Source organism: Streptomyces sp. NBC_00306, from assembly GCF_036169555.1.
Lineage (GTDB): Bacteria > Actinomycetota > Actinomycetes > Streptomycetales > Streptomycetaceae > Streptomyces > Streptomyces achmelvichensis.
The window spans coordinates 2,198,141-2,218,468 of sequence record NZ_CP108032.1; the positions used below are offsets into that span (position 1 = coordinate 2,198,141).

14 protein-coding genes are annotated in these 20,328 nt (G+C 71.7%); 9 read left to right on the top strand and 5 right to left on the bottom strand.

The window, feature by feature from the left end:
- Positions 1-52: 52 nt before the first annotated feature.
- Together OHA05_RS09850 and OHA05_RS09855 are read right to left on the bottom strand one after the other, a co-directional pair.
- Complete coding sequence (locus OHA05_RS09850) at positions 53-1,465, bottom strand: PepSY-associated TM helix domain-containing protein (RefSeq protein ID WP_313946731.1); 1,413 nt, start codon at positions 1,463-1,465, stop codon at positions 53-55.
- Positions 1,466-1,511: 46 nt separating this feature from the next.
- On the bottom strand, positions 1,512-2,195 hold the full coding sequence (locus tag OHA05_RS09855) for a hypothetical protein (protein WP_328860336.1): 684 nt from the start codon (positions 2,193-2,195) through the stop codon (positions 1,512-1,514).
- A 189-nt stretch (positions 2,196-2,384) separates the two neighbouring features.
- On the opposite strand from OHA05_RS09855, the gene OHA05_RS09860 reads away from it, so the two are divergent.
- Positions 2,385-3,380 (top strand): NAD-dependent epimerase/dehydratase family protein, encoded by a 996-nt coding sequence (locus OHA05_RS09860; protein ID WP_328860337.1) that lies wholly within the window; start codon positions 2,385-2,387, stop codon positions 3,378-3,380.
- Between the two features lie 533 nt (positions 3,381-3,913).
- On the opposite strand, the gene OHA05_RS09865 is transcribed toward OHA05_RS09860, so the two are convergent.
- A complete protein-coding gene (locus OHA05_RS09865; RefSeq protein WP_328860338.1) occupies positions 3,914-5,140 on the bottom strand; it encodes an IS110 family transposase in 1,227 nt (408 codons plus the stop codon).
- Positions 5,141-5,611: 471 nt separating this feature from the next.
- Positions 5,612-7,744, bottom strand: a complete 2,133-nt coding sequence (locus OHA05_RS09870) for an MMPL family transporter (protein ID WP_443043656.1) — start codon at positions 7,742-7,744, stop codon at positions 5,612-5,614.
- Positions 7,745-8,039: 295 nt separating this feature from the next.
- Between OHA05_RS09870 and OHA05_RS09875 the strand changes: the two genes are divergently transcribed.
- The 3 genes from OHA05_RS09875 to OHA05_RS09885 all read left to right on the top strand — a co-directional run bounded on the left by OHA05_RS09875 (position 8,040) and on the right by OHA05_RS09885 (position 11,639).
- On the top strand, positions 8,040-9,308 hold the full coding sequence (locus tag OHA05_RS09875; protein ID WP_328860340.1) for a sensor histidine kinase: 1,269 nt from the start codon (positions 8,040-8,042) through the stop codon (positions 9,306-9,308).
- Complete coding sequence (locus OHA05_RS09880; RefSeq protein ID WP_313946726.1) at positions 9,293-9,940, top strand: response regulator transcription factor; 648 nt, start codon at positions 9,293-9,295, stop codon at positions 9,938-9,940. Before OHA05_RS09875 ends, OHA05_RS09880 begins: the two co-directional genes overlap by 16 nt.
- Before the next feature lie 166 nt (positions 9,941-10,106).
- Positions 10,107-11,639 (top strand): DUF1996 domain-containing protein, encoded by a 1,533-nt coding sequence (locus tag OHA05_RS09885; RefSeq protein WP_313949034.1) that lies wholly within the window; start codon positions 10,107-10,109, stop codon positions 11,637-11,639.
- A gap of 103 nt (positions 11,640-11,742) precedes the next feature.
- On the opposite strand, the gene OHA05_RS09890 is transcribed toward OHA05_RS09885, so the two are convergent.
- Complete coding sequence (locus OHA05_RS09890; protein ID WP_328860341.1) at positions 11,743-12,228, bottom strand: hypothetical protein; 486 nt, start codon at positions 12,226-12,228, stop codon at positions 11,743-11,745.
- 102 nt (positions 12,229-12,330) lie between these two features.
- On the opposite strand from OHA05_RS09890, the gene OHA05_RS09895 reads away from it, so the two are divergent.
- From OHA05_RS09895 to OHA05_RS09915, 5 genes are all read left to right on the top strand, one after another.
- Entirely contained in the window at positions 12,331-15,429 is a 3,099-nt protein-coding gene (locus OHA05_RS09895) for an alpha-N-acetylglucosaminidase (RefSeq protein WP_328860342.1), read from the top strand.
- Between the two features lie 55 nt (positions 15,430-15,484).
- On the top strand, positions 15,485-17,443 hold the full coding sequence (locus OHA05_RS09900; RefSeq protein ID WP_328860343.1) for a hypothetical protein: 1,959 nt from the start codon (positions 15,485-15,487) through the stop codon (positions 17,441-17,443).
- Positions 17,444-17,568: 125 nt separating this feature from the next.
- Entirely contained in the window at positions 17,569-18,453 is an 885-nt protein-coding gene (locus OHA05_RS09905) for a metal-dependent hydrolase (RefSeq protein ID WP_328860344.1), read from the top strand.
- A 1-nt stretch (position 18,454) separates the two neighbouring features.
- Entirely contained in the window at positions 18,455-19,516 is a 1,062-nt protein-coding gene (locus tag OHA05_RS09910; protein WP_328860345.1) for a PDR/VanB family oxidoreductase, read from the top strand.
- Positions 19,517-19,552: 36 nt separating this feature from the next.
- Positions 19,553-20,278: a TetR/AcrR family transcriptional regulator gene (locus OHA05_RS09915; protein WP_313946720.1), complete on the top strand. Its 726-nt coding sequence runs from the start codon at positions 19,553-19,555 to the stop codon at positions 20,276-20,278.
- Positions 20,279-20,328 lie beyond the last annotated feature (50 nt).

The window sequence follows — 20,328 nt, forward strand, 5'->3', positions numbered from 1 at the left end:
GCGAGGGGCCCGGCCCGCCGTGCGGCGGACCGGGCCCCTCGCCTCAGGTCCCTCAGGTACGCGCCCTGACCTTCCGTACGGCTCCGACCGCCGCGTCGACCAGCACGAACGCCAGCAGGGAGATGCCCAGCAGCGGCACGAACCAGCCGACGAGCGCCGTGGCCGCGGCGAGCGGCAGCAGGGCGGTGACGGGCGCCTTCCGCCAGGCTCCGCGCGGTATCGGCCGGCCACCGGCGAGTGTGCGCCCCTTCGTGGGCCGGCGCAGCCACCACATGCGGTAGCCCCACAGGATCAGCAGGATCAGGGCCAGGGCGAGGGCGGCCAGGGCCAGCTGGTTGGCCAGGCCCAGGAACACGCCCATGTGCGCGTCGATGCCGAAGCGGGTCAGCTTGGCGAGCACCGGGTAGTCGGCGAACCGGAGTTCGTCGATGACCTCGCCGTTCGCGGGGTCGACGGCGACGGAGTCGAGGTGGACGGGGAACACGGTGTCCGTCTCCTTGACCACATAGCCGGTGCCCTCGGCGGGCATCGTGATCGCGAGTCTGCCGTCGATCCCCGCGGCCTGTGCGGACCGGAGGGCCTGGTCCACACCGACGTCCGCACCCTGGTGGGCGGCTCCGGCGCCGTCGCCGTGCCCCGCGTGTTCGCCGCCGGCGGCGGCGCCGGGCTCGACTGCCGCGGAGACGGCGGGGGTGGCCCCGCCGAGCTGGTCCTGCACCGCGCCGATGTTCTCGCCCGCGTATCGCGACCAGGTCAGACCGGTGGCGGAGAGCAGCACGAGACCGATCACGGCCCACAGACCGACGGTGCCGTGCCAGGAGAGCGTCCTGCGGCGGCCCTTGGTCCCGCGCTCGGGCACGAACAGGGCACGCTTCGAGCTGCGCCGGCGGCCGAGCCACAGGAGCAGACCGCCCAGTGCGACCACCCACAGCCAGCTGGCGGCCAGTTCGCTGTAGTGGCGGCCGAAGTCTCCGAGGAGGAGGTCCCGGTGCAGGCTGTCGATCCAGCTGCGCAGCGGGAGGGCACCCGAACTGCCGTAGGAGGGCAGCTCGCCGCGGACCTGGGCGGTGTACGGGTCGACGAAGACGGCGAGCGACTTGCCCTCCTCGACGCCGGGCGCGTCCATCAGGACGCGGGTGGTGGCGCCGTCCTCGGAGCTCGGCCAGACGCCGGTCACCGTGCCGTCGGGCCGGGCGTCGCGGGCGGCCTCGACCTGGGCGCTCAGCGGCAGGGCACGGTCGCCGACGGGGACCTCCAGCTCGTGGCTGTAGATGACCTTCTCGGCCTGGAACGAGAGGGCGTAGAGCAGTCCGCTGGCGGCCGCGGCGAGCAGCAGCGGCGCGATGAGCAGACCGGCGTAGAAGTGGATACGCAGGAGGAGCGGCCGCAGGGCACTCCAGGTGGAGCCCGTCGGCGGCTCCTGCTCGGTTTCGGTTCTGCCGTGAACGGGGGCGTCAATGGCCATGATGATCCTGGGGAGTTGATGTCGACATGGGGGAATCGGCCCCAGGTCAGACGGCTGCTCCGGGGGCCGTGGCGCGGGGTGCGAGGAACGCGGGCGGCCCGCGGCGCACCAGGGTGTGGCCGAGGACGACGCTGCGGCGGCGAACGGCGTCGGACCGGCGGCGCGCGAGGGGCCGCGGCGGTTCGGGCAGCGCGGGGACGGCGAGCAGAAGCCGCAACGGTGTGAAGGCCAGCGTGCCGACAGCGGCGGCGACCCGGAACACGGCGGTCTCGCCACGGGCCAGCCACAGGGCGCAGAGGACGGCGGCCAGGAGGTGGGCGGCGAGCATGCCGCCGGAGGAGTGTCCGAGGAGACCGTCGACCGTGGTGTCGACGGCCATGGTGTCGGCGGACAGGGAGCCCGGCGGTGTGGAGTCGGCGACCATGGTGCCGGCGTTCGTGCTGTGCTCGTGGCTGTGGGCGGGCCCGCCCGTGTGCGGCTGGGCGCTGCTGAAGAGCAGATGCAGCGCGCCCTGCACGGTGAGCACCCCGGCGCCGATGGCGAGACCACCCCTGCGGCGGGCGCCCGCGAGCCAGGCCACCGCCGCCGTCACGGCGAACGCGGGCAGCAGTACGGCGAACGGGATGTCCTGCCCAGACATGAACGAATGCCCCATCGCGGCCAATGCGGTGCAGACAGCCGCGAAGAGTGCGGCCCGCAGGGCGCGCATCGGCGACCGGGCATCTGTCATGGTCCGCACATGCTGCCATCCCGCACCGGGAAATGGGCACTCGCGGGCGGAATTGGTCCCACCGGCCCCGGCGTTCCGGGCTCCGCCGACCTGTGAACGGCCTCGATCGGGGCTCACGATCCGCGGGATTTCTCTTCTACCGGCAGAACTCCTGGTCAGCGCCGACAGGGTGGAGGCAGAGTCGGGTGCATGAGACTTCTGATGCTCGGGGGTACGGAGTTCGTCGGTCGCGCGATCGTCGAATCGGCCCTTGCCCGGGACTGGCATGTGACCGTCTTCCACCGCGGGCGGCACCCCGCCCCGCCCGGGGTCACGGAGCTCCTCGGCGACCGCACGACGCCGGACGGTCTCGCGGAACTCGCCGAGGGCCGGTGGGACATGGTCGTCGACACCTGGTCCGCCGCGCCCTCGGTGGTACGGGACTCGGCCCGGCTGCTCGCCGGCCGGGTGGAGCGCTACGTCTATGTGTCGAGCTGCTCGGTGTACGCCGCGCCCCATACCGCTGGGTACGACGAGACCGCCCCCGTGGTCGACGGCTCGGCGGACGCGGGCGACGTGGCGTACCCGGAGGCGAAACGCGGTGGTGAACTCGCCGTCGTGGAGGCGTTCGGCGAGGACCGTTCGCTGCTGGTGCGCGCCGGGTTGATCATCGGCCCCTGGGAGAACATCGGCCGGCTGCCATGGTGGCTGCGGCGGACCGCCCGTGGGGGCCCTATGACGGCGCCCGGCCCGCGGGACACCCCGCTCCAGTACATCGATGTGCGCGACCTCGCCGACTGGACGCTCTCGGCCGCGGCGGGCGGGCTGAGCGGTCCCTACAACCTGGTGAGCGAGGCGGGGCACACGACCGTCGAGGGTCTGCTGGAGGCGTGCGTCCGGGCCACGGGCGCGGACCCGGAGCTGCGCTGGACGGATCCCGAGGTGATTCTGGCGGCGGGCGTGGAGCCCTGGACCGACCTGCCGATCTGGGTGCCCCGGGAGCAGTTGCCGGAGCTGCACCACGCGGTGCACGGCGTCGGGGTGGCCAAGGCGCTGGCGGCGGGCCTGCGTTGTCGGCCGGTCGGGGAGACGGTGGCGGACACCTGGGAGTGGCTCCAGTCGATCGGCGGCGAAGCACCGCAGCGGCCCGACCGGCCGGTGGTGGGCCTGTCCGAAGCCGCGGAGGCGAAACTGCTGGGCACGTGAACGCACCGGCGGGGCTGGGATTCCGGCCCCGCCGGCGGCGGTTGGGGGTGCCGGGATTCGTCCCGGGCCGGGCGTCCGTGGCACGGGGCTCGGCCCCATGGGTCGGGCCGCGTCGAGCATCCGCCGCCCAGGGGCCCCGGGGTCCCCGTTCGAGCCACCTAACCCGGCGCTCCGCATGGGGCGCCCGTGGCACCGGGTTCGGGCCCGGGTGGGGCCGGGTGGGCCCGGCGCCGGGGTTCGGCCCCGGATCAGGTATCCCGGGTGCCGGGATTCGGCCCGGGATCCGGCGTCCGGGCACGGAGGTTCGGGCGCGGACCGGATCCGGCATCCGGCTTCAGGCGCCGAGAGGGACGGGCGCCGGAGTTCGAACCCGATCGGGCGTCCGGGTCGGGCCCGCGTCGAGCATCCGGCCCAGGGCCCCAGGGTCCCCGTTCGAGCCACCGAACCCGGCGCTCCGTATGGGGCCCGGGGCGCCGGATCGGGCCGGGGGCGCCGGGGGTCGACCCGGATCAGACACCCCATGCCGTTTCAGATCAAGCGGCATGGAGGTAGGCGTAGTGCGACCAGGCGGTCGCCTCGTCGTAGAGCGTTCGAGTCTTGAGGCATCCGTGGAGGATGCCGACGAGCCGGTTGCCGACTTGTCGGAGGGCCCCGTTGTAGCCGACATCACGGACGCGTTGCTTGTCGTAGTAGGCGCGAGCGCCTGGGGATCCGTTCAGTGCAGAGAACGCCTGGGCTTGCAACGCGTCGGCGAGCCGGTTGTTGCGTACGAAGCGGGCCTGGACGGTGTGGCTCTTGCCGGAGGCTCGGGTGATCGGGCTGGTGCCGGCATAGTTCTTCCGCGCCTTGGCGGACGCGTAGCGGGTGGGGTCGTCTCCGAATTCGGCGAGCACCCGGGCGCCGCTAATTTCTCCCATGCCGGGCATCGAGAGGTAAATCTCAGCGTCCGGGTGCGCGTGAAAATGGGCTTTCACCTGCGTCTCCAGGTCGGCTATCTGCTCATTCAGGGTGATCAGCAGCCGGGCGTGAGCCACCACGGTGGCCGCATAGGCGGCGGTCACCGGCTCAGCCAGCTCCAGGTGCTGCTCGCGCAACGCCGTCTGGATGACGGCTGCCTTCGCAGTCCGGTTGCGACGACGGGCGCGAGCCAGTGCAGCAGTGATCTGGGCGTGGGTCAGCTTCGCCGCGGCTTGCGGAGTGGGTGCTTTGACGAGCAGTTCCAGTGCGTCGGCGCCGAGCAGAGTGAGGTCGGCGTAGGCATCCAGGGCCGCGGGGAAGTACTCACGCAGGGCGTTGCGCAGCCTCTGGAAGATGCGGGTGCGTTCCCAGATGAGAGTCTGATGAGCGCGGGCAACGACCTTGATGGCTTGGGCCTGTTCGCTGTCTCCAGCGATAGGCCGTAGCTGGTCACGGTCGATGCGGACCATGTCTGCGAGCGCGTGAGCGTCGCCCTTGTCGCTCTTGGCACCAGATGTGCCGTACCGCTCCTTGAAGCGGGCGACCTGCCGGGGGTTGATCGCGTAGACCTTGTAGCCGGCGGCTATCAGAGCCTGAACCCATGGGCCGCGGTCGGTCTCGATCCCGACGATGACAGCGTTGGGATCGAGCTTCTCACCACCGTGCTTCGCGACGAGCTCGTGGAGCTTGGCTACGCCGTCCACGCCCTCGGGTAGCTTCGCGGCGGCCAGTTTCCGGCCCGTCTCGTCCTGGACTTCGACGTCATGGTGATCCTCGGCCCAGTCATCGCCGATCAGCAGCAACGCGCTCTCCCTTGTTGGCACTTCGCTTGCGGTGCAGCCTGCGGAAGACACGGCGCGCGGCCTAATGGATCCAGTGCTCACGCCGAACCCGGCGGGCACGCCACCCCATCAGCGGTCTGGCCTTCCGGCCGACCAGCAGGGGCACGGTCTGATCCCAGAAATCGAACGCTTCCGGCAACCGGAGTGCTCACCTGCTGGCGGCTACGGCACCGAGTCTTACCGACCCGGCAGCTCCCATTAGGCGTCCGGGTTTCGGGTACAGGCCTCTCGCCTCGGGGCCGGCCACGAGGGTTCGGGCTCGGGCGCCGGAGTTCGTCCCCGACCAGGCGCCCGGGTGCGGGGTCGGCCCGGATCCGGGCCGGGGGTACCGGGGTTCGGGCCCCGGACCGGGCGCCCGCGGTCACGCCCGGCCACCGTGCACGGCCCCAGGGCTCGCCACCCCAGCCCCGCACCCCCGGTACCGCGTCGCCCTCAGCGGCCCGCCGGCACCGGTGCCGCGTGCCGGCCCTGACCCGCCACCGGCTGTCCCTCGCCGTGGTCCATGGTCGGCAGCCACCGCAGCCCCTTCGGCGTACGCCAGTTGCGCTCTCCGAGCAGCGCCATCACCGACGGCAGCAGCACCATCCGGACGACCGTCGCGTCCAGCAGCACCGCCACCGCGAGGCCCACACCCATCTGCTGCATGTCCTGCATGGACAGCGTGCCGAAGACCGCGAACACCGCGACCATGATCGCCGCCGCGCCCGTCACCGCACCGGCCGTACGGCGGATGCCCTCGCTGATCGCGGCGCGGGTGTCCGCGCCCCGGTCACGCGCCTCGCGGATCCGGGACACCACGAACACGTGGTAGTCCATCGACAGTCCGAACAGCACCACCAGGACGAACAGCGGCATCCAGCCCTCGATCGCGCCCACGGCCTCGGTACCGAGCGCGGAGGCTCCCCAGCCGTGCTGGAAGACCGCGGTCATCACGCCGTACGCGGCCGCCACCGAGAGCAGGTTGAGCAGGATCGACGTCACGGCGATGACGTACGAGCGGAAGCACAGCAGCATCAGGAGGAAGGTGACGGCCGTGATGAAGACGAACACCGGCACGATGCCGCGCTTCAGCTGATCGTTGAAGTCGACCGACCCCGCCAGCTCACCGCCGACGCGGACCTCTGCTCCGGTGCCGTCGAAGGCGGCCGGGACCGTCGTGTCGCGCAGTTCGGCGAGCGCGGCCTCGGAGCGGTCGTCGCTGCCGTTGCCGGGAAGGCTGACCTCGATCTCGGCGATGTTCTTCGCCGTGTGCACGGTGACATGGTCGAACCCGGCGAGCGCTTCGCGTACCGGCGCGGCGGTGATGTCGTCGGCCTTGACGACCACGAGCGCCGGCTCGGGACCGACCGGGAACGCCTGAGTGATCTTCTTGTGCGCCACCGAGAGGGCCGAGTCCGAGCCGAACTGCTTCTCCATGCCGAGCTGTTCGGTCTTCATGCCCAGTGCCGGGGCGGCCAGCACCAGCAGCACGGCGACCGCGCCGAGGGCGAACAGCTTGGGCCTGTTCAGGACGGGCTTCAGCACCGCGCCCGCGATCGCTCCGCTCTCGTGCACACCCTTCTTCTTGCGACGGTTGAGGAAGGGCAGCCGGCCCGCGTCGATCCGGTCCCCCAGCCAGGCCAGCAGGGCGGGTAGGACGGTCACCGAGCCCAGCATGGCGATGAAGACGACGAGGATCGTGGCGAGGGCGAACCCCTTGAAGAGCATCAGCCCGGACAGGAACATCCCGGCCATCGCCATCATGACGGTCACCCCGGAGACGAGGACGGCGCGTCCGCTGGTGGCGGCGGCGATCCGCAGAGCGGTGTCGGCGTCGTGGCCGGCGGCCCGCTCGTCGCGCTCCCGGCGCAGGTAGAACAGGCAGTAGTCGACTCCGACGGCGAGTCCCATCAGGAACATCACGGAGTACGTCGTCTGGAACAGATGCAGCTGGTGGCTGGCGAGGGAGAGAAGGCCGAAGGCCGCCATGCACGCCGTCAGTGCGAGGGCGACCGGCAGCAGGGCGGCGACGACCGCGCCGAAGGCGACCAGCAGGATGCCGAGCGCCAGCGGTACGGCGGTGAACTCCGCTTTCTGGAAGTCCTCGGAGAGCAGATCGCCGAGCCACTTCTCGGCGCTCGCCTGCCCGAACTGGTGCACCTCGACGCCGTCCCGGCCCGCTGCCGTGTCGCGTACGGCGTCGAGCACGGGCTGCACCCGGTCGGCGGCCGTTGTGGCGTCGCCCTTGATCTCGAAGCGGATCAAGGCCTCGCGGTCGTTCCCGGAAGCCAGCGGCGCCTCGATCCTCGTGGCCTCGCCCGTCTTCCCGATCGCCGCGGCCAGATCGCGTGCCGTGTCCTTCCAGCCGCCCGCGGTCCGGCTGCTGACCAGGACCAGTTCACCGGCCGGCCGGTCGAGGCCCGCGTCGTCGAGCATCTTCTGGGCCCGTGCGGAATCGCCCGTGCCCTGCTCGGACTCGGACATCTCGACCATGCCGGAGGCCCCGCCGGCGACGGTGGCCAGGACGACGAAGAGAAGCCAGCCGATGATCGCCGTTTTCCGGTGGTGTGCACTCCACACACCCATACGTGCTGCGAGGTTGCGCCTCATGACGTTTTCGCCCCCATGGTCCATCGAGTCACGCGCCGGGCCGGCGGCGAGACATGCCGAAAACACGTCGGAACAAGCCGAACAAGACGAGTACGACGCTAGAAACCGGCGGGCCCGCGCCCCAGCCGTCAGGACCCCCGTCCTCGGAGCCGTAGGGCGAGCTCAGGGGGGTGGTGCTGAGTACACCCCCGTTCGGGGTCCGGACCCAGTGCCCCGGCACATGGGCCACGGCCACACTGGTGCCTGAGACCGATCAACGAGGGGAATCCCGATGAAGTCGACGAAGGCACGAGAAGCGGTGACCGCCGGTGCCCAGGGGCTGGCGCTGAGCCTGATGGCACTGATCGGATCGATCACGCTCTTCGTCCTGGCAGTGGTCTCCATCTCCCTGATCCCGATCGGTGTAGGGGTGTTCACCACCCCGCCGATACTCCAGGCGGTGCGGGCGCACACCAACCAGCGCAGACTCCTCGCCGCCCAGTGGTCACGGACGAGAATCCCCGTCCGGTACCGCCCGTTCCCGCGCGATCTGCGCGGCGGCATCACCGGGCAGGTCGAGCGCTGCACCGTGATGCTGAAGGACCCCGCGACCTGGCGGGACCTCCAGTGGATGCTGGTCGACATGACGGCGGGGGCCATCGTCGCGCTCCTCGCGCCGGGGCTGATCCTGGAGGGCCTCTTCGGTCTGCTGCTCGCCGCCGGTCTGTGGAACCCGGTCGTCGACGCGGGGGGCACGTACTGGTACGCCTTCATCCCCGTCACCGGCTGGGGCACGGCGGGCCTCGCCGCCCTGCTCGGCCTGTTCTGGCTGCACCTCGCCCTCAGGGTCAACCCGGTACTCGTGCGCACCCACTTCAGGATCGCCGGATCGGTGCTGGTCCCGGGCCGCGAGGACGAGCTGGAGGAGCGCATCGACCGGCTGACCGAGACCCGGCACGACGCCCTGGACACCTCGGCGGCCGAACTGCGCCGCATCGAGCGCGACCTGCACGACGGCGCACAGGCCCGGCTGGTCGCGATGGGCATGAATCTCGGCACCATCGAGGCCCTCATCGAGAAGGACCCCGCGCAGGCGAAGGAGCTCATCTCCAAGGCCCGTGAGTCCTCCGCGGAGGCGCTGACCGAGCTGCGCGACCTGGTCCGTGGCATCCACCCGCCGGTGCTCGCCGAACGCGGTCTCGGCGACGCGGTGAAGGCGCTCGCCCTGCGGCTGCCGGTGCCGGCCGAGGTGGACGTGGAGCTGCCGGGCCGCGCGGACGCACCGGTGGAGTCCGCCGCGTACTTCGCGGTCAGCGAGGCCCTGACGAACGCGGTCAAGCACGCGGGAGCGGACCGGCTGTGGATCGACGTGTCGTACGCGGACGGTTCCCTGCGGATCGCCGTCACCGACAACGGCGGCGGCGGGGCGCGGATCGGCGCCGGATCCGGTCTGAGCGGCATCGAACGGCGACTCGGTACATTCGACGGAGTACTCGCCGTCAGCAGCCCCGCGGGCGGCCCGACCATGGTCACCATGGAGATCCCTTGCGAGTTGTTCTAGCCGAAGACCTGTTCCTGCTGCGTGACGGTCTGGTGCGCATGCTCGAGGCGTTCGGCTTCGAGATCCTGGCCGCGGTGGAGAGCGGGCCCGAACTGTCCAAGGCACTCGCGGAGCTGGAGCCGGACGTCGCCGTCGTCGACGTCCGGCTTCCGCCGTCCCACACGGACGAGGGGCTTCAGTGCGCACTGGCGGCGCGCCGGGCGAGGCCCGGCCTGCCGGTGCTGGTCCTCTCCCAGCATGTGGAGCAGTTGTACGCACGGGAGCTGCTGGCCGACGGCAACGGCGGGGTCGGTTACCTCCTGAAGGACCGGGTGTTCGACGCCGAGCAGTTCATCGACGCGGTCCGGCGGGTCGCGGCGGGCGGCACCGCGATGGACCCGCAGGTGATCTCCCAGCTGCTCAGCCGCCGGGCCCGGGACGAGCCGATGGGCGGTCTGACCCCGCGGGAGCGTGAGGTCATGGAGCTGATGGCGCAGGGCCGGTCCAATGCGGCGATCGCCGCCCAACTCGTGGTCACGGAGCGGGCGGTGGCCAAGCACACCTCCAACATCTTCGCCAAGCTGGGACTTCCGGTCTCGGACGACGACAACCGCCGCGTCCTCGCCGTTCTGGCCTACCTCGACCACGGCTGAGGGGCCCGCCCTCCTTCCGCTCGGTATGCCGGATTTGGCGATGGAGATTTCTACGAATCCCGGATTGCTTTGAACACCCCATGAGCCCCACCCGTATGGAACGTTGCGCTTCTCCCTCTGCCGGGACCCCCCAAACCCACACCCGGCAACGAAGCAGAGGAGTTCCATGGGACGCAATACGAGAAAACGCTCAACGCTGGCGAACCGGGCGATCGTCGCCTCGGCCGCTCTGATCCTGGGCGGGGGTGGGCTAGTGGCGGTCAACTTCTACGCATCCGCGGGTGAAGGCTGGTCATCCGGTCCGCGAACGCAGCGGGCCGAGAATGCCGGACAAGTGTCCACCATTGACTGCCCCGAGGTCGCCAACGAACTTCCCCGTGAAATGCCCAGGCAGGCACGCGGAGAAGTCGACCGTGAACTGGCGGCGATCGACAGCCAGATCACGGACGCGTACAAGAAGTTCGCTGATCAGAAGGAACAGATTCAGCGTGATCCGCAGTTGGCGGACAACGCGATTCTCAATCCTCTGAAGGACAAGCGTCAGGCGAGCATCGACCGGATCGCGAATGCCATCGGCCGAGGTGGCAACAAGCCGCAGGGCATGAACAACCTCGCCCCCTGTTCGCTGCGTGATGACGGCAACGACCAGGGCGACGGCCAGAACCAGGGAGACAACCAGGACGGCAACCAGGACCAGGGCCAGGACGGTGGTCAGGACCAGGGCAACGACCAGGGTCAGGACAACGGCGGTCAGGACCAGGGTCAGGACAACGGCGGACAGGACGGCGGCCAGGACAACGGCGGCCAGGCCGGCAACGGGCCCCAGGACGACGACTTCGTCGACATCCAGTCCATCCAGCCGAACGTCAATGAACCGCAGGAGGGCAATGACGCCTCCACGGGCTCCTTCGCCACCGACTGCGGGGTGAACGAGAACGGCAAGTTCAACCCGGACAACGTCATCGTCGCCCCGGGTGTCGCCAATGGCGCGCACCATATGCACGACTACGTCGGCAACCAGGCGAACGACGCTTTCGCGAGCGACGACGATCTCGCCAACGGCGACACCACCTGCCAGAACCAGGGTGACAAGTCGACCTACTACTGGCCGGTGCTGCGTCTGCAGAACGGTCAGGACGAGAACGACGCCAATGCGGACGGCGGCGGCAACGACCAGAACGTCGGTGAGATCCAGCAGCCTTCCCAGGTCACGCTGAACTTCGTCGGCAACCCGGTCAGCAAGGTCACCGCAATGCCGCGGTTCCTGCGCATCATCACCGGTGACGCCAAGGCGTTCACCAACGGTGACGCGAATGCCAATGCCTCCTGGAGCTGCACCGGATTCGAGGACCGTCAGTTGAAGGACAAGTACCCGATCTGCCCCGAGGGCAGTCAGGTGGTGCGCTCCTTCAAGTTCCAGAGCTGCTGGGACGGTCAGAACATCGACAGTGCCAATCACCGCACCCACGTGGCGTTTGCGAACGAGGACGGCGAGTGCGGTGACGGCTTCCAGGCGATTCCCCAGCTGGTGCAGCGGATCGTGTACGACGTGCCTCCGGGCCCGGGCTTCGCGGTCGACTCCTTCCCCGAGCAGCTGCACAAGCCGATCACGGACCACGGTGACTTCATCAACGTCTTCGACGACAACGTGATGGACGAGCTCGTGGACTGCATCAACAACGGCCAGCAGTGCCAGTGACCCTGTCCGCGTGACCCACCCGGACCGGCTGGAACGGCCCCCCTCTCGAGGGGGGCCGTTTCGTGTGTCCGGCCCCCCTGCCGCTGCCGCGCGCCGCGCGGGCTCAGCCGCCGTGGTGCCCGGTGTGCCCCGAGTGGCCCTTGCTGGGTTCGCCGCTTCCTCCGCCGGAGCCGTGCTGGGCGCCGGTCTCCACCGAGCCGCCGAGCCGGCCGCGCAGCGCGGTGACGACCTTCGCGTCGCCGACGGCGATCCACTTGCGGCCCACGAGGTAGGAGCCGCCGTAGTCGTTGGCCTCGTTCAGCCATTCGCGCTGGCCGCGGTCGGTGGCGAAGGTGGCCAGCACGTACTTGCCGTCACCCGTGGTGCAGTTCGCCTGCCGCAGCTCTTTCGCGTTCGTCTGGATGCTCGGTTTGCACTCGGCCTTCGCCGCGATCTGTTCGAGCGTGCCGGTCGCCGTCTTGGGGACCTTCTCGTCGCCACGCCCGTCACCGTCGCCGGAAGATCCGCATGCCGTGGCCAGGGCCAGGGCCAGAACTGCCAGTGCCGCGCGGGCTGTACGCCTCGCGCCTGTCTTCGTACTCGTCCGCATCCGGCCATCGTGCCCCTTCACCACCGATCCGGGGAGTCGAACGGCGGGTAACCTGCGCCACGCACGCACCGCTTGTGACGTGGGCAACACGGAGGATTGCTGATGTTCGAGCTGTCGAGACGTACCGTGCTGGGCACCGCGGGGGCGATCGGTGCGGGTGCCGCCCTCGCCGGGCAGGTCCCGGCGACCGCCGCACCACTGCCCGCCACGCCGCCCGCCTCTCCGCCGATGAGTGCGTCGCCGTCCGGCCCGGCCGCGGCGTACGCGGCGCTGCGGCGGCTGCTCCCCCGCCACGCCGACCAGTTCTCGCTGCGGCTCCTCGACGGCCCCGAGCGTTTCCGGGTGACCGGCTCCGCCGGCCGTGTCGAGGTCGCGGGCACCTCCGCCGCCGTCCTGCTGACCGGCGTGCACTGGTATCTCAAGTACGTCTGCCGGGCGCACATCTCCTGGTCCGGGAGCAACCCCGCGCTGCCGCACCGGCTGCCCGCTCCGAGCCGGCCGCTGGAGCGGGCGGCGACCGTCCCGCACCGGTTCGCGTACAACGACACCCACGACGGCTACACCGCTCCGTACGCCGACTGGGCACGCTGGGAGCGGCTCCTCGACGTCCTCGCCCTGCACGGCTGCAACGAGGTGCTGGTGACCCCCGGGCAGGAGGCCGTCCACCACCGGCTCCTGATGGACTTCGGCTACTCCGTCACCGAGGCCCGCACCTGGCTGCCCGCCCCCTCCCACCAGCCGTGGTGGCTGCTGCAGAACATGAGCGAGTACGGCGGCCCGCTCTCGCAGGCGCTCATCGACCGCCGCACGGACCTCGGCCGCCGCATCGCGGACCGGATGCGCGAGCTGGGCATGCACCCGGTGCTGCCCGGCTGGTTCGGGACCGTCCCCGACGGCTTCGTCGCCCGCAATCCCGGTGCCCGGGTCGTGCCGCAGGGCACCTGGAACGGACTGCGGCGCCCCGACTGGCTCGACCCTCGCACCACCACCTTCGCCGAGGTGGCCGCCGCCTTCTACCGGCACCAGGCCGAACTGTTCGGCGACGCCGCCCACTTCAAGATGGATCTGCTGCACGAGGGCGGCAGCGCCGGCGACGTGCCGGTGGCCGACGCGGCCCGCGCAGTGGAGAAGTCGCTACAGACCGCGCATCCGGGCGCGACCTGGGTGATCCTCGGCTGGCAGTCCAATCCGCGGCCCGCGCTGCTGGACGCCGTCGACACCGGCCGGCTGCTGATCGTCGACGGACTCTCCGACCTGGACACGGTGACGGACCGGGAGAAGGAGTGGGGCGGGGCACCGTACGCCTTCGGCACCATCCCCAACTTCGGCGGCCGGACGACGATCGGCGCCAACACCGACCGCTGGACGGCCAAGTTCACCGCCTGGCGCGACAAGCCCGGCAGCGCGCTCGTCGGCACGGCCTACATGCCGGAGGCAGCGGAGCGCGACCCGGCGGCGCTGGAGCTGTTCAGTGAGCTGGCGTGGCGGGAGGAGCGGATCGACCGGCGCGAGTGGTTCGAGGAGTACAGCCGCTTCCGCTACGGCGGCGACGACCCCGCCGCGCGGGCCGCTCTCGGCACGCTCGCCACGACCGCGTACCAGCTCACCAGCACGGACGGACGGCCGTACGACTCGCTGTTCTGCCGCCGGCCGGGCCTGTCCGGGGCCATCGGCACGGCCTTCGACCCCGCCGCCTTCGACCGGGCGTTCACCGCGCTGCTGGACGTGCGACCCGAACTGCGCGACACGGACACCTACCGCCACGATCTGACGGATGTCGCCCGGCAGGCGCTCGCCAACCGCTCGCGCACCCTCCAGCTCCCGCTGCGTGCCGCGTATCTGCACGGGGACGTGGACACCTTCCGCGCGCTGTCCTCGCTCTGGCTGAAGCTGATGCGGCTGAGCGACACCATGGCCGGCTGCCATCGCGCCTTCCTGCTCGGGCCCTGGCTGGAGGACGCCAAACGGCTGGCCACCAGTGCCGGTGAGGCGGTGGAGCTGGAACGCACCGCCCGCGCCCTGATCACCACCTGGGCCGACCGTCCGGCCGCCGTCCAGCTCAGCAACTACGCCAACCGAGACTGGCACGGGCTGATCAACGAGGTTCATCTCCCGCAGTGGGAGGCCTATCTGGACGAGGTGGCCACCGCGATGGCGGAGGGCCGCGCACCCACGCCGTTCGACTGGTACCCGGCCGAGGAAGCCTGGACCCGGGACCGCCGGCCCCATCCGGTCCGGCCCACCGCGGACGCGTACCGCACCGCCCGCCGCGTCCACGAAACCCTGGCCACGGCCCCCTACCAGGGCTTCGTCGACGTCTCGGTGGACCCGCCGGCCTTCACGCCCGGCAGCGAGGGCACGGTCACGGCCGCTTTCCGCAACCTCAACGGGCTGCGCGGCACCGGTCGCGTCGACCTCGACCTGACCGGCCTCACCGCCGAACCGCAGGGCGCCACCTGGCTGTCCCGTGTACCGGCGGGCGGAACCGGCTCTGTCCGCTGGCGAGTGACGGCACCACCGGAACCGCTCACCGAGCCGCTGCGTGCCCTGCCCTACGAGCTGCGCGCACGGTACGGGCCGCGTGGCGGGAAGCGGGTCGCCGTCACGCAGAAGGGCGCCCTGCACGTCGCCGCCCCGCTGGGCCCCGAGTGGCGCACCTTCACCAGCAACGCGGCCGTCTTCGGGCAGCTGGACGACCGGTTCGCGATCAACGGGGCGGGCAACGACCTGTGGCGGGGCACCGCCCAGTTCGGCACCGCCTACCGGGAGGGGGCGCTGACGCCCGGCAGGAGCGTGGTGCTCGGGGTGGACGCCCAGGACAACACCGGGTCATGGGCCCGCGCCGGCATCGTCGTCCGCAACAGCCTGGCCACCCCCGGCGACACCGGCTTCCTCAACCTGGCCGTCACGCCGTCCCAGGGCGTCGCCCTCTCCTACGACACCAACGGCGACGGGACACTGGACACCTACCGGCGCGTGACGGGTGTCCGCGCCCCAGTGCTGCTGCGGCTGACCCGGGGCACGGGGACGTCGTTCACGGGCGCCTGCTCGACGGACGGCGGGACGACATGGCGGACCGTCGCCACGGTCTCCGTGCCCGGGGCCGCCGCCGTGCAGGACGTGGGGCTGTTCATGACGGCCATAAACGGTGGCAGCGGGGCCCGCGGCACGGTGCGGTTCAGCGGATGGTCGCTCCGCTGAGGCCGTCTGACGGCCAGGGCGGTGACCATACGACCATTCGCTCGTTCTGCTGAACGTGCGCCCACAGGATGTCGTCACCCCGCCTGCCCCACCGTCGCCCGCTCCGACCGGCCGGGTGGAGCTCGACCAGGCCGAGGCGGCGCTGGTCGAGCACTACCCGCGCCTCGTCCGGATCGCCTATCTGGTGCTGCCCCCCACTCTCGGCCGCAACCGCCGTGTGCTGACCGCGCACGCGCTCGCGCAGCGCTCGCTGCCGCGCGGCCGGGCCGTCCCCGCTGACACCGGTGACACCGCTGCCGTCCGCGCGGCCGGACGGCCGGAGAACGCCGCCGACCCCGGATATCTCTATGTCCGGGGGCGGGTGCTGCGCCAGGCGCTGGACGCCGGGCTGCCGCTGCGGCGGTTCGCCCGGCCGAAGCGGGCGCAGTTGCCGCCGCTGCTGCCGCACGTCTGGGGCCTGCGGGTCTTCCCGCGCTCCGGCGGCGCCGACGAACTCGCCCTGGACCAGCGGCTGTCGGCGCTGTCCGGCCCCGGCCGGGCCGCGTACGTCCTGCGGGCGCTGGAGGACCTGCCGGACGCCGACGTCACCCAGGTGCTCACCGGCGCCGGGGTGGACGATCCGCACGCGGCGCTCGCGGAGGCCGACGGCATGGCCGGGAGCGACCCGGCGCTGCTCGACTCCGCCGAGTTCGACCCGTGTTCGCTCCAGGCGCGTCCCACCGATCTGATGCGCCGCCGCCAGCACGCGAAGGCGGCGCTGGTGGCGGCCGCGGCGCTCGCCGTGTGCGGGGCGCTGCTCGGGCTGCCGGGCGAGGGCTGGGGCCCGGACGGTGCCGCCGCGCCGGCGTATGCCCGTAACCCCTCGGCCGAGGCGGCCCTCGACCCGGGCCGGCTGGTGCGGGTCTCCCCCACGGCGTGGCAGTACTCCGCCCGCAGGGACTTCTCGGTCTGGCCGGCCCGGGGCGGGCTCACCGGCGACGACGCCCTGCTGCGCCGGGCACTCGCCGTCTGGGCCAGGCCCGGCAGCGCCGTTCAGACATCGGCCACCCCCGCGACCCCGCCGGGGCCGCCGATGGGACCGCCGCAACTGCTGTACGCGGGAGTGGTGGACCGGGCGCGCGTGGTGCTGCTGCACGACGGACTGCGGGTGGTGCGGTACGCCGAGCCGAAGGAGGGCACCGGCGGGGTGGCGCTCGACTTCGCGCGGACGGACGACGCCGACTCCGCGTCGGCGAGCGCCCTGGTGGCCGGCCGCACCGACGGCAACGTCCGCTATCTGACAGCTCCCTGGGTGCGGACCACGTCCGTGCGTGACCTCCTCACCCCGGAGGGCGGGGCGCGGCCGCTGCGCCGGGACAAGGAGGGCCTGACGAACCCGCTGCCGAGTCCGGCACAGGCGCGGGACTGCCGCTCCTGGGACGTGCTGGAGCTCCGTGACTCGGCGGCCGACCGGCTGCTGACCGACCTCGGCGAGCTGACCCCGGCCCGTCTCACGTACGGCACCCCGTCGGCCCCGAAGGACCTCGGCGGCGCGGTGGAGCGTGCCGCGTGGGCACGAACGGCCTGTCTGCTGCCGGGAGTCGCCTCGCACGGCGTCCGCAGCGTCAATCTGTGGCAGTACGCCCAGCAGTCGCTGCCGGAGGCGAACGGCACGGCGGCCTGGCTGTGTACGCGGGCGGAGACGTGGCGGGGGCCGGGCAGCCGGGTCATGGCCCAGTTCCACGCGCCGGGGACGTCACCCGGCGCGCCGGGCGCGATCGCCGCGCGGGCCGAGGACTCGCCGGCCTGCGGGGTGCGGGACCCGAAGGTGCTGGCCGGGGTGCTGTGGAAGTCGCGTGCGGGCAGTTGGTACGTCCTGGCGGCGGGCAGCGGGCAGTTCGCCTCGCTCGCCACGTCGGGCGGTGTGGACGGCAGTGCCACGGGCCGGCTGCTGGCGGTGCGCGCGAAGGCGGGCGCGCGGGCGGAGCTCAACGGCGTGCTGTCGGACGGGAACCGGGTGGGCGCGCTGCACTGAACGGGCGCCCCGGGGAGGGGCGTCACGAACGCTCTCCCCGGGGCGGACGCGGTGCACGTCCCGCGGGCCCAAAAATCGGGTGCACACCCCTGCCGCGGGAGCTTACCCGTCAGTATATTGACGCCATGTCTCATAAGCAGCCTGCGCCGGAGGCTTCGGAGCGGATGGCGCTCAAGGCCCGCAAGGTCTCCTTCGACTGGCAGGAGACCCCGCTCCACTGGGTCCCCGGTGACCCGTTCGCGACCCACACCATCAATGTGCTGCACCTCCTCCTCCCGGCCGGCGAGCGCTGGTTCGTGCACGTCTACCAGCAGGTCCTGCCGTACATCACGGACGAGCAACTGCGCGCGGACGTCATCGGCTTCATCGGGCAGGAGGCGATGCACTCCCAGGCGCACGACGACGTGCTGCCGCATCTGAAGAAGCTCGGCCTCGATCCGACGCCGTACACCGCGCAGGTGGACTGGCTCTTCGAGAAGCTGCTCGGCGACCGCACCCTGCCGCCGGGCAGGCCGCGTGAGTGGTGGCTGATGGAGCGGGTCGCCATCATCGCGGCGATCGAGCACTACACCGCCTTCCTCGGCAACTGGGTGCTCAACGCGGACGAGCTGGACCGCCGCGGCGCCGACGCCACGATGCTGGATCTGCTGCGCTGGCACGGCGCCGAGGAGGTCGAGCACCGTTCGGTGGCCTTCGAGCTGTTCATGCATGTCGACGGCGGCTACCGGCGCCGGGTGCGCACCTGGGCGACGGCGTTCTCCGCGCTGGTGTTCCTGTGGCAGCGCGGTGCGCGCTTCTTCATGGAGAACGACCCGTCCCTCGAGGACGGCCGGGCGAGCCTTCCGCAGTTCGTCCGCGCCGGACGGCAGGGTGTCCTGCCGTCGACGTCCGCGATGCTGCGCTCCGTTCCGCGCTATCTGAGCCGCGGCTACCACCCGTCGCAGGAGGGCAGCACGGCGCAGGCCGTCGCCTATCTCGCCACGTCCCCGGCCGCGAACGGGGGCCACTGAGATGGCGCCCCGCCTCAGGACCGTCGCCCTCGTCGCCGGCGCGGCGCTGCTCACCCGGCGGGCCCTGCGCCGCCGGATCGGGACCTCGCCGCTGTGGCCGCTGCCCGCCCTGGAGGAGCCGGTGTCAGGACGCGGACGCGGCGCCACGGCGACCCGGCGCGCGCTGGTCACCGAACGGACCTCCCCCGCCGAGGGTGTGGTCCGACTGCGGCTGGAGGGCACGGATCTGCCGCCCTGGGAGCCCGGCGCCCACCTCGATCTGGTGCTGCCGTCCGGCCTGGTGCGCCAGTACTCGCTCTGCGGCGACCCGGCCGAGTCCGGCACCTACACGGTGGCCGCGCGACTGATCGAGGACGGCCGGGGCGGTTCGCGCGAGGTGCACGAGCAGCTCCACGAGGGCACTGAGATCGAGATCCGCGGGCCCCGCAACCGGTTCGCCCTGGTCCGCTCCGCCGCCTATCTCTTCGTGGCGGGCGGTATCGGCATCACGCCCGTACTGCCGATGCTGCGGGCCGCCGAGGCCGCGGGCGCCGACTGGCGGCTGGTGTACTGCGGCCGCTCCCGCGCCTCGATGCCGTTCCTCGACGAGATCGAGAAGCTGGGCGCGGACGGCGGCCGGGTCACGGTCGTCGCCGAGGACGAATCCGGGCTGCCGGACCTCGCGTTCCTCGCCGGCACCCCGGAGGAGACCGCGGTGTACTGCTGCGGCCCCGACGGCCTCATGGACGCGGTCACCCGACTGCTCCCGGAGGGCAGGAGGCCGCATCTGGAGAGGTTCGCACCGGGAGCGCAGGAGGGCGGCGGGCCCTTCGAGGTCGAACTCCGCCGTACGGGACGGACCGTTCGGGTAGCCGAGGGCCAGTCGGTGCTGGCGGCGGTCCGCGCCGAGGTGCGGGACGTCTCGTACTCCTGCGAGCAGGGCTTCTGCGGCACCTGTCAACAGCGGGTCCTGGCGGGCGAGATCGATCACCGCGACGAACTGCTGACCGATGGCGAGCGGGAGGACTCGATGCTCATCTGCGTCTCGCGCTGTCACGGCGGACGGCTGGTGCTCGACCTGTAGAACAGGCGCACGGAGTGCAGTCGGTAGGCTGTCGGCATGACGACCGGGGTACGCCGCAGGATGGGCGTCGAGGAGCGCAGGCAGCAGCTGATCGGTGTGGCGCTGGAGCTCTTCAGCGCCCGCTCCCCCGATGAGGTGTCGATCGACGAGATAGCCGCGGCCGCGGGTATCTCGCGGCCTCTCGTCTACCACTACTTCCCCGGCAAGCAGAGCCTGTACGAGGCCGCGCTGCGTCGCGCGGCCGACGAGTTGGCCGGCCGGTTCGTGGAACCGCACGAGGGGCCGCTCGGCGCGCGGCTGCTGCGGGTGATGCGCCGGTACTTCGACTTCGTCGAGGAGCACGGGCCGGGCTTCTCCGCGCTGATGCGCGGTGGTCCGGCCGTCGGGTCGACCACCACCAACGCGATGATCGACGAGGTGCGGCAGGCCGCGTACGAGCAGATCCTCGCGCACCTCGGGGTCCGTCGCCCGCCCGCGCGGCTCGCGTTGGTCGTCCGCTCCTGGGTGTCTCTCGCGGAGTCGACGGCGCTGATCTGGCTGGACGGGCGCCGGATTCCGCGCACGGAGCTGGAGTTGCAGCTCGTGCACGACTTCGCGGCGCTGTGCGCGGTGAGCGCGGCCTACGACGAGGAGATGGCCGGCATCCTGATCGGCGTCCTGACGGACGAACCCGCCGAGGGACCCTTCGGTGATCTGGTCGGCCGGCTCATGACACTGGCGCCCGCGCTCGTCGGCACGGTGCCGTCCCAGCGCCGGCCGTAGGACGACACCGGACGCCCACGGCCCCCAGCCCTGGTCCGGGGGGGGGCCGT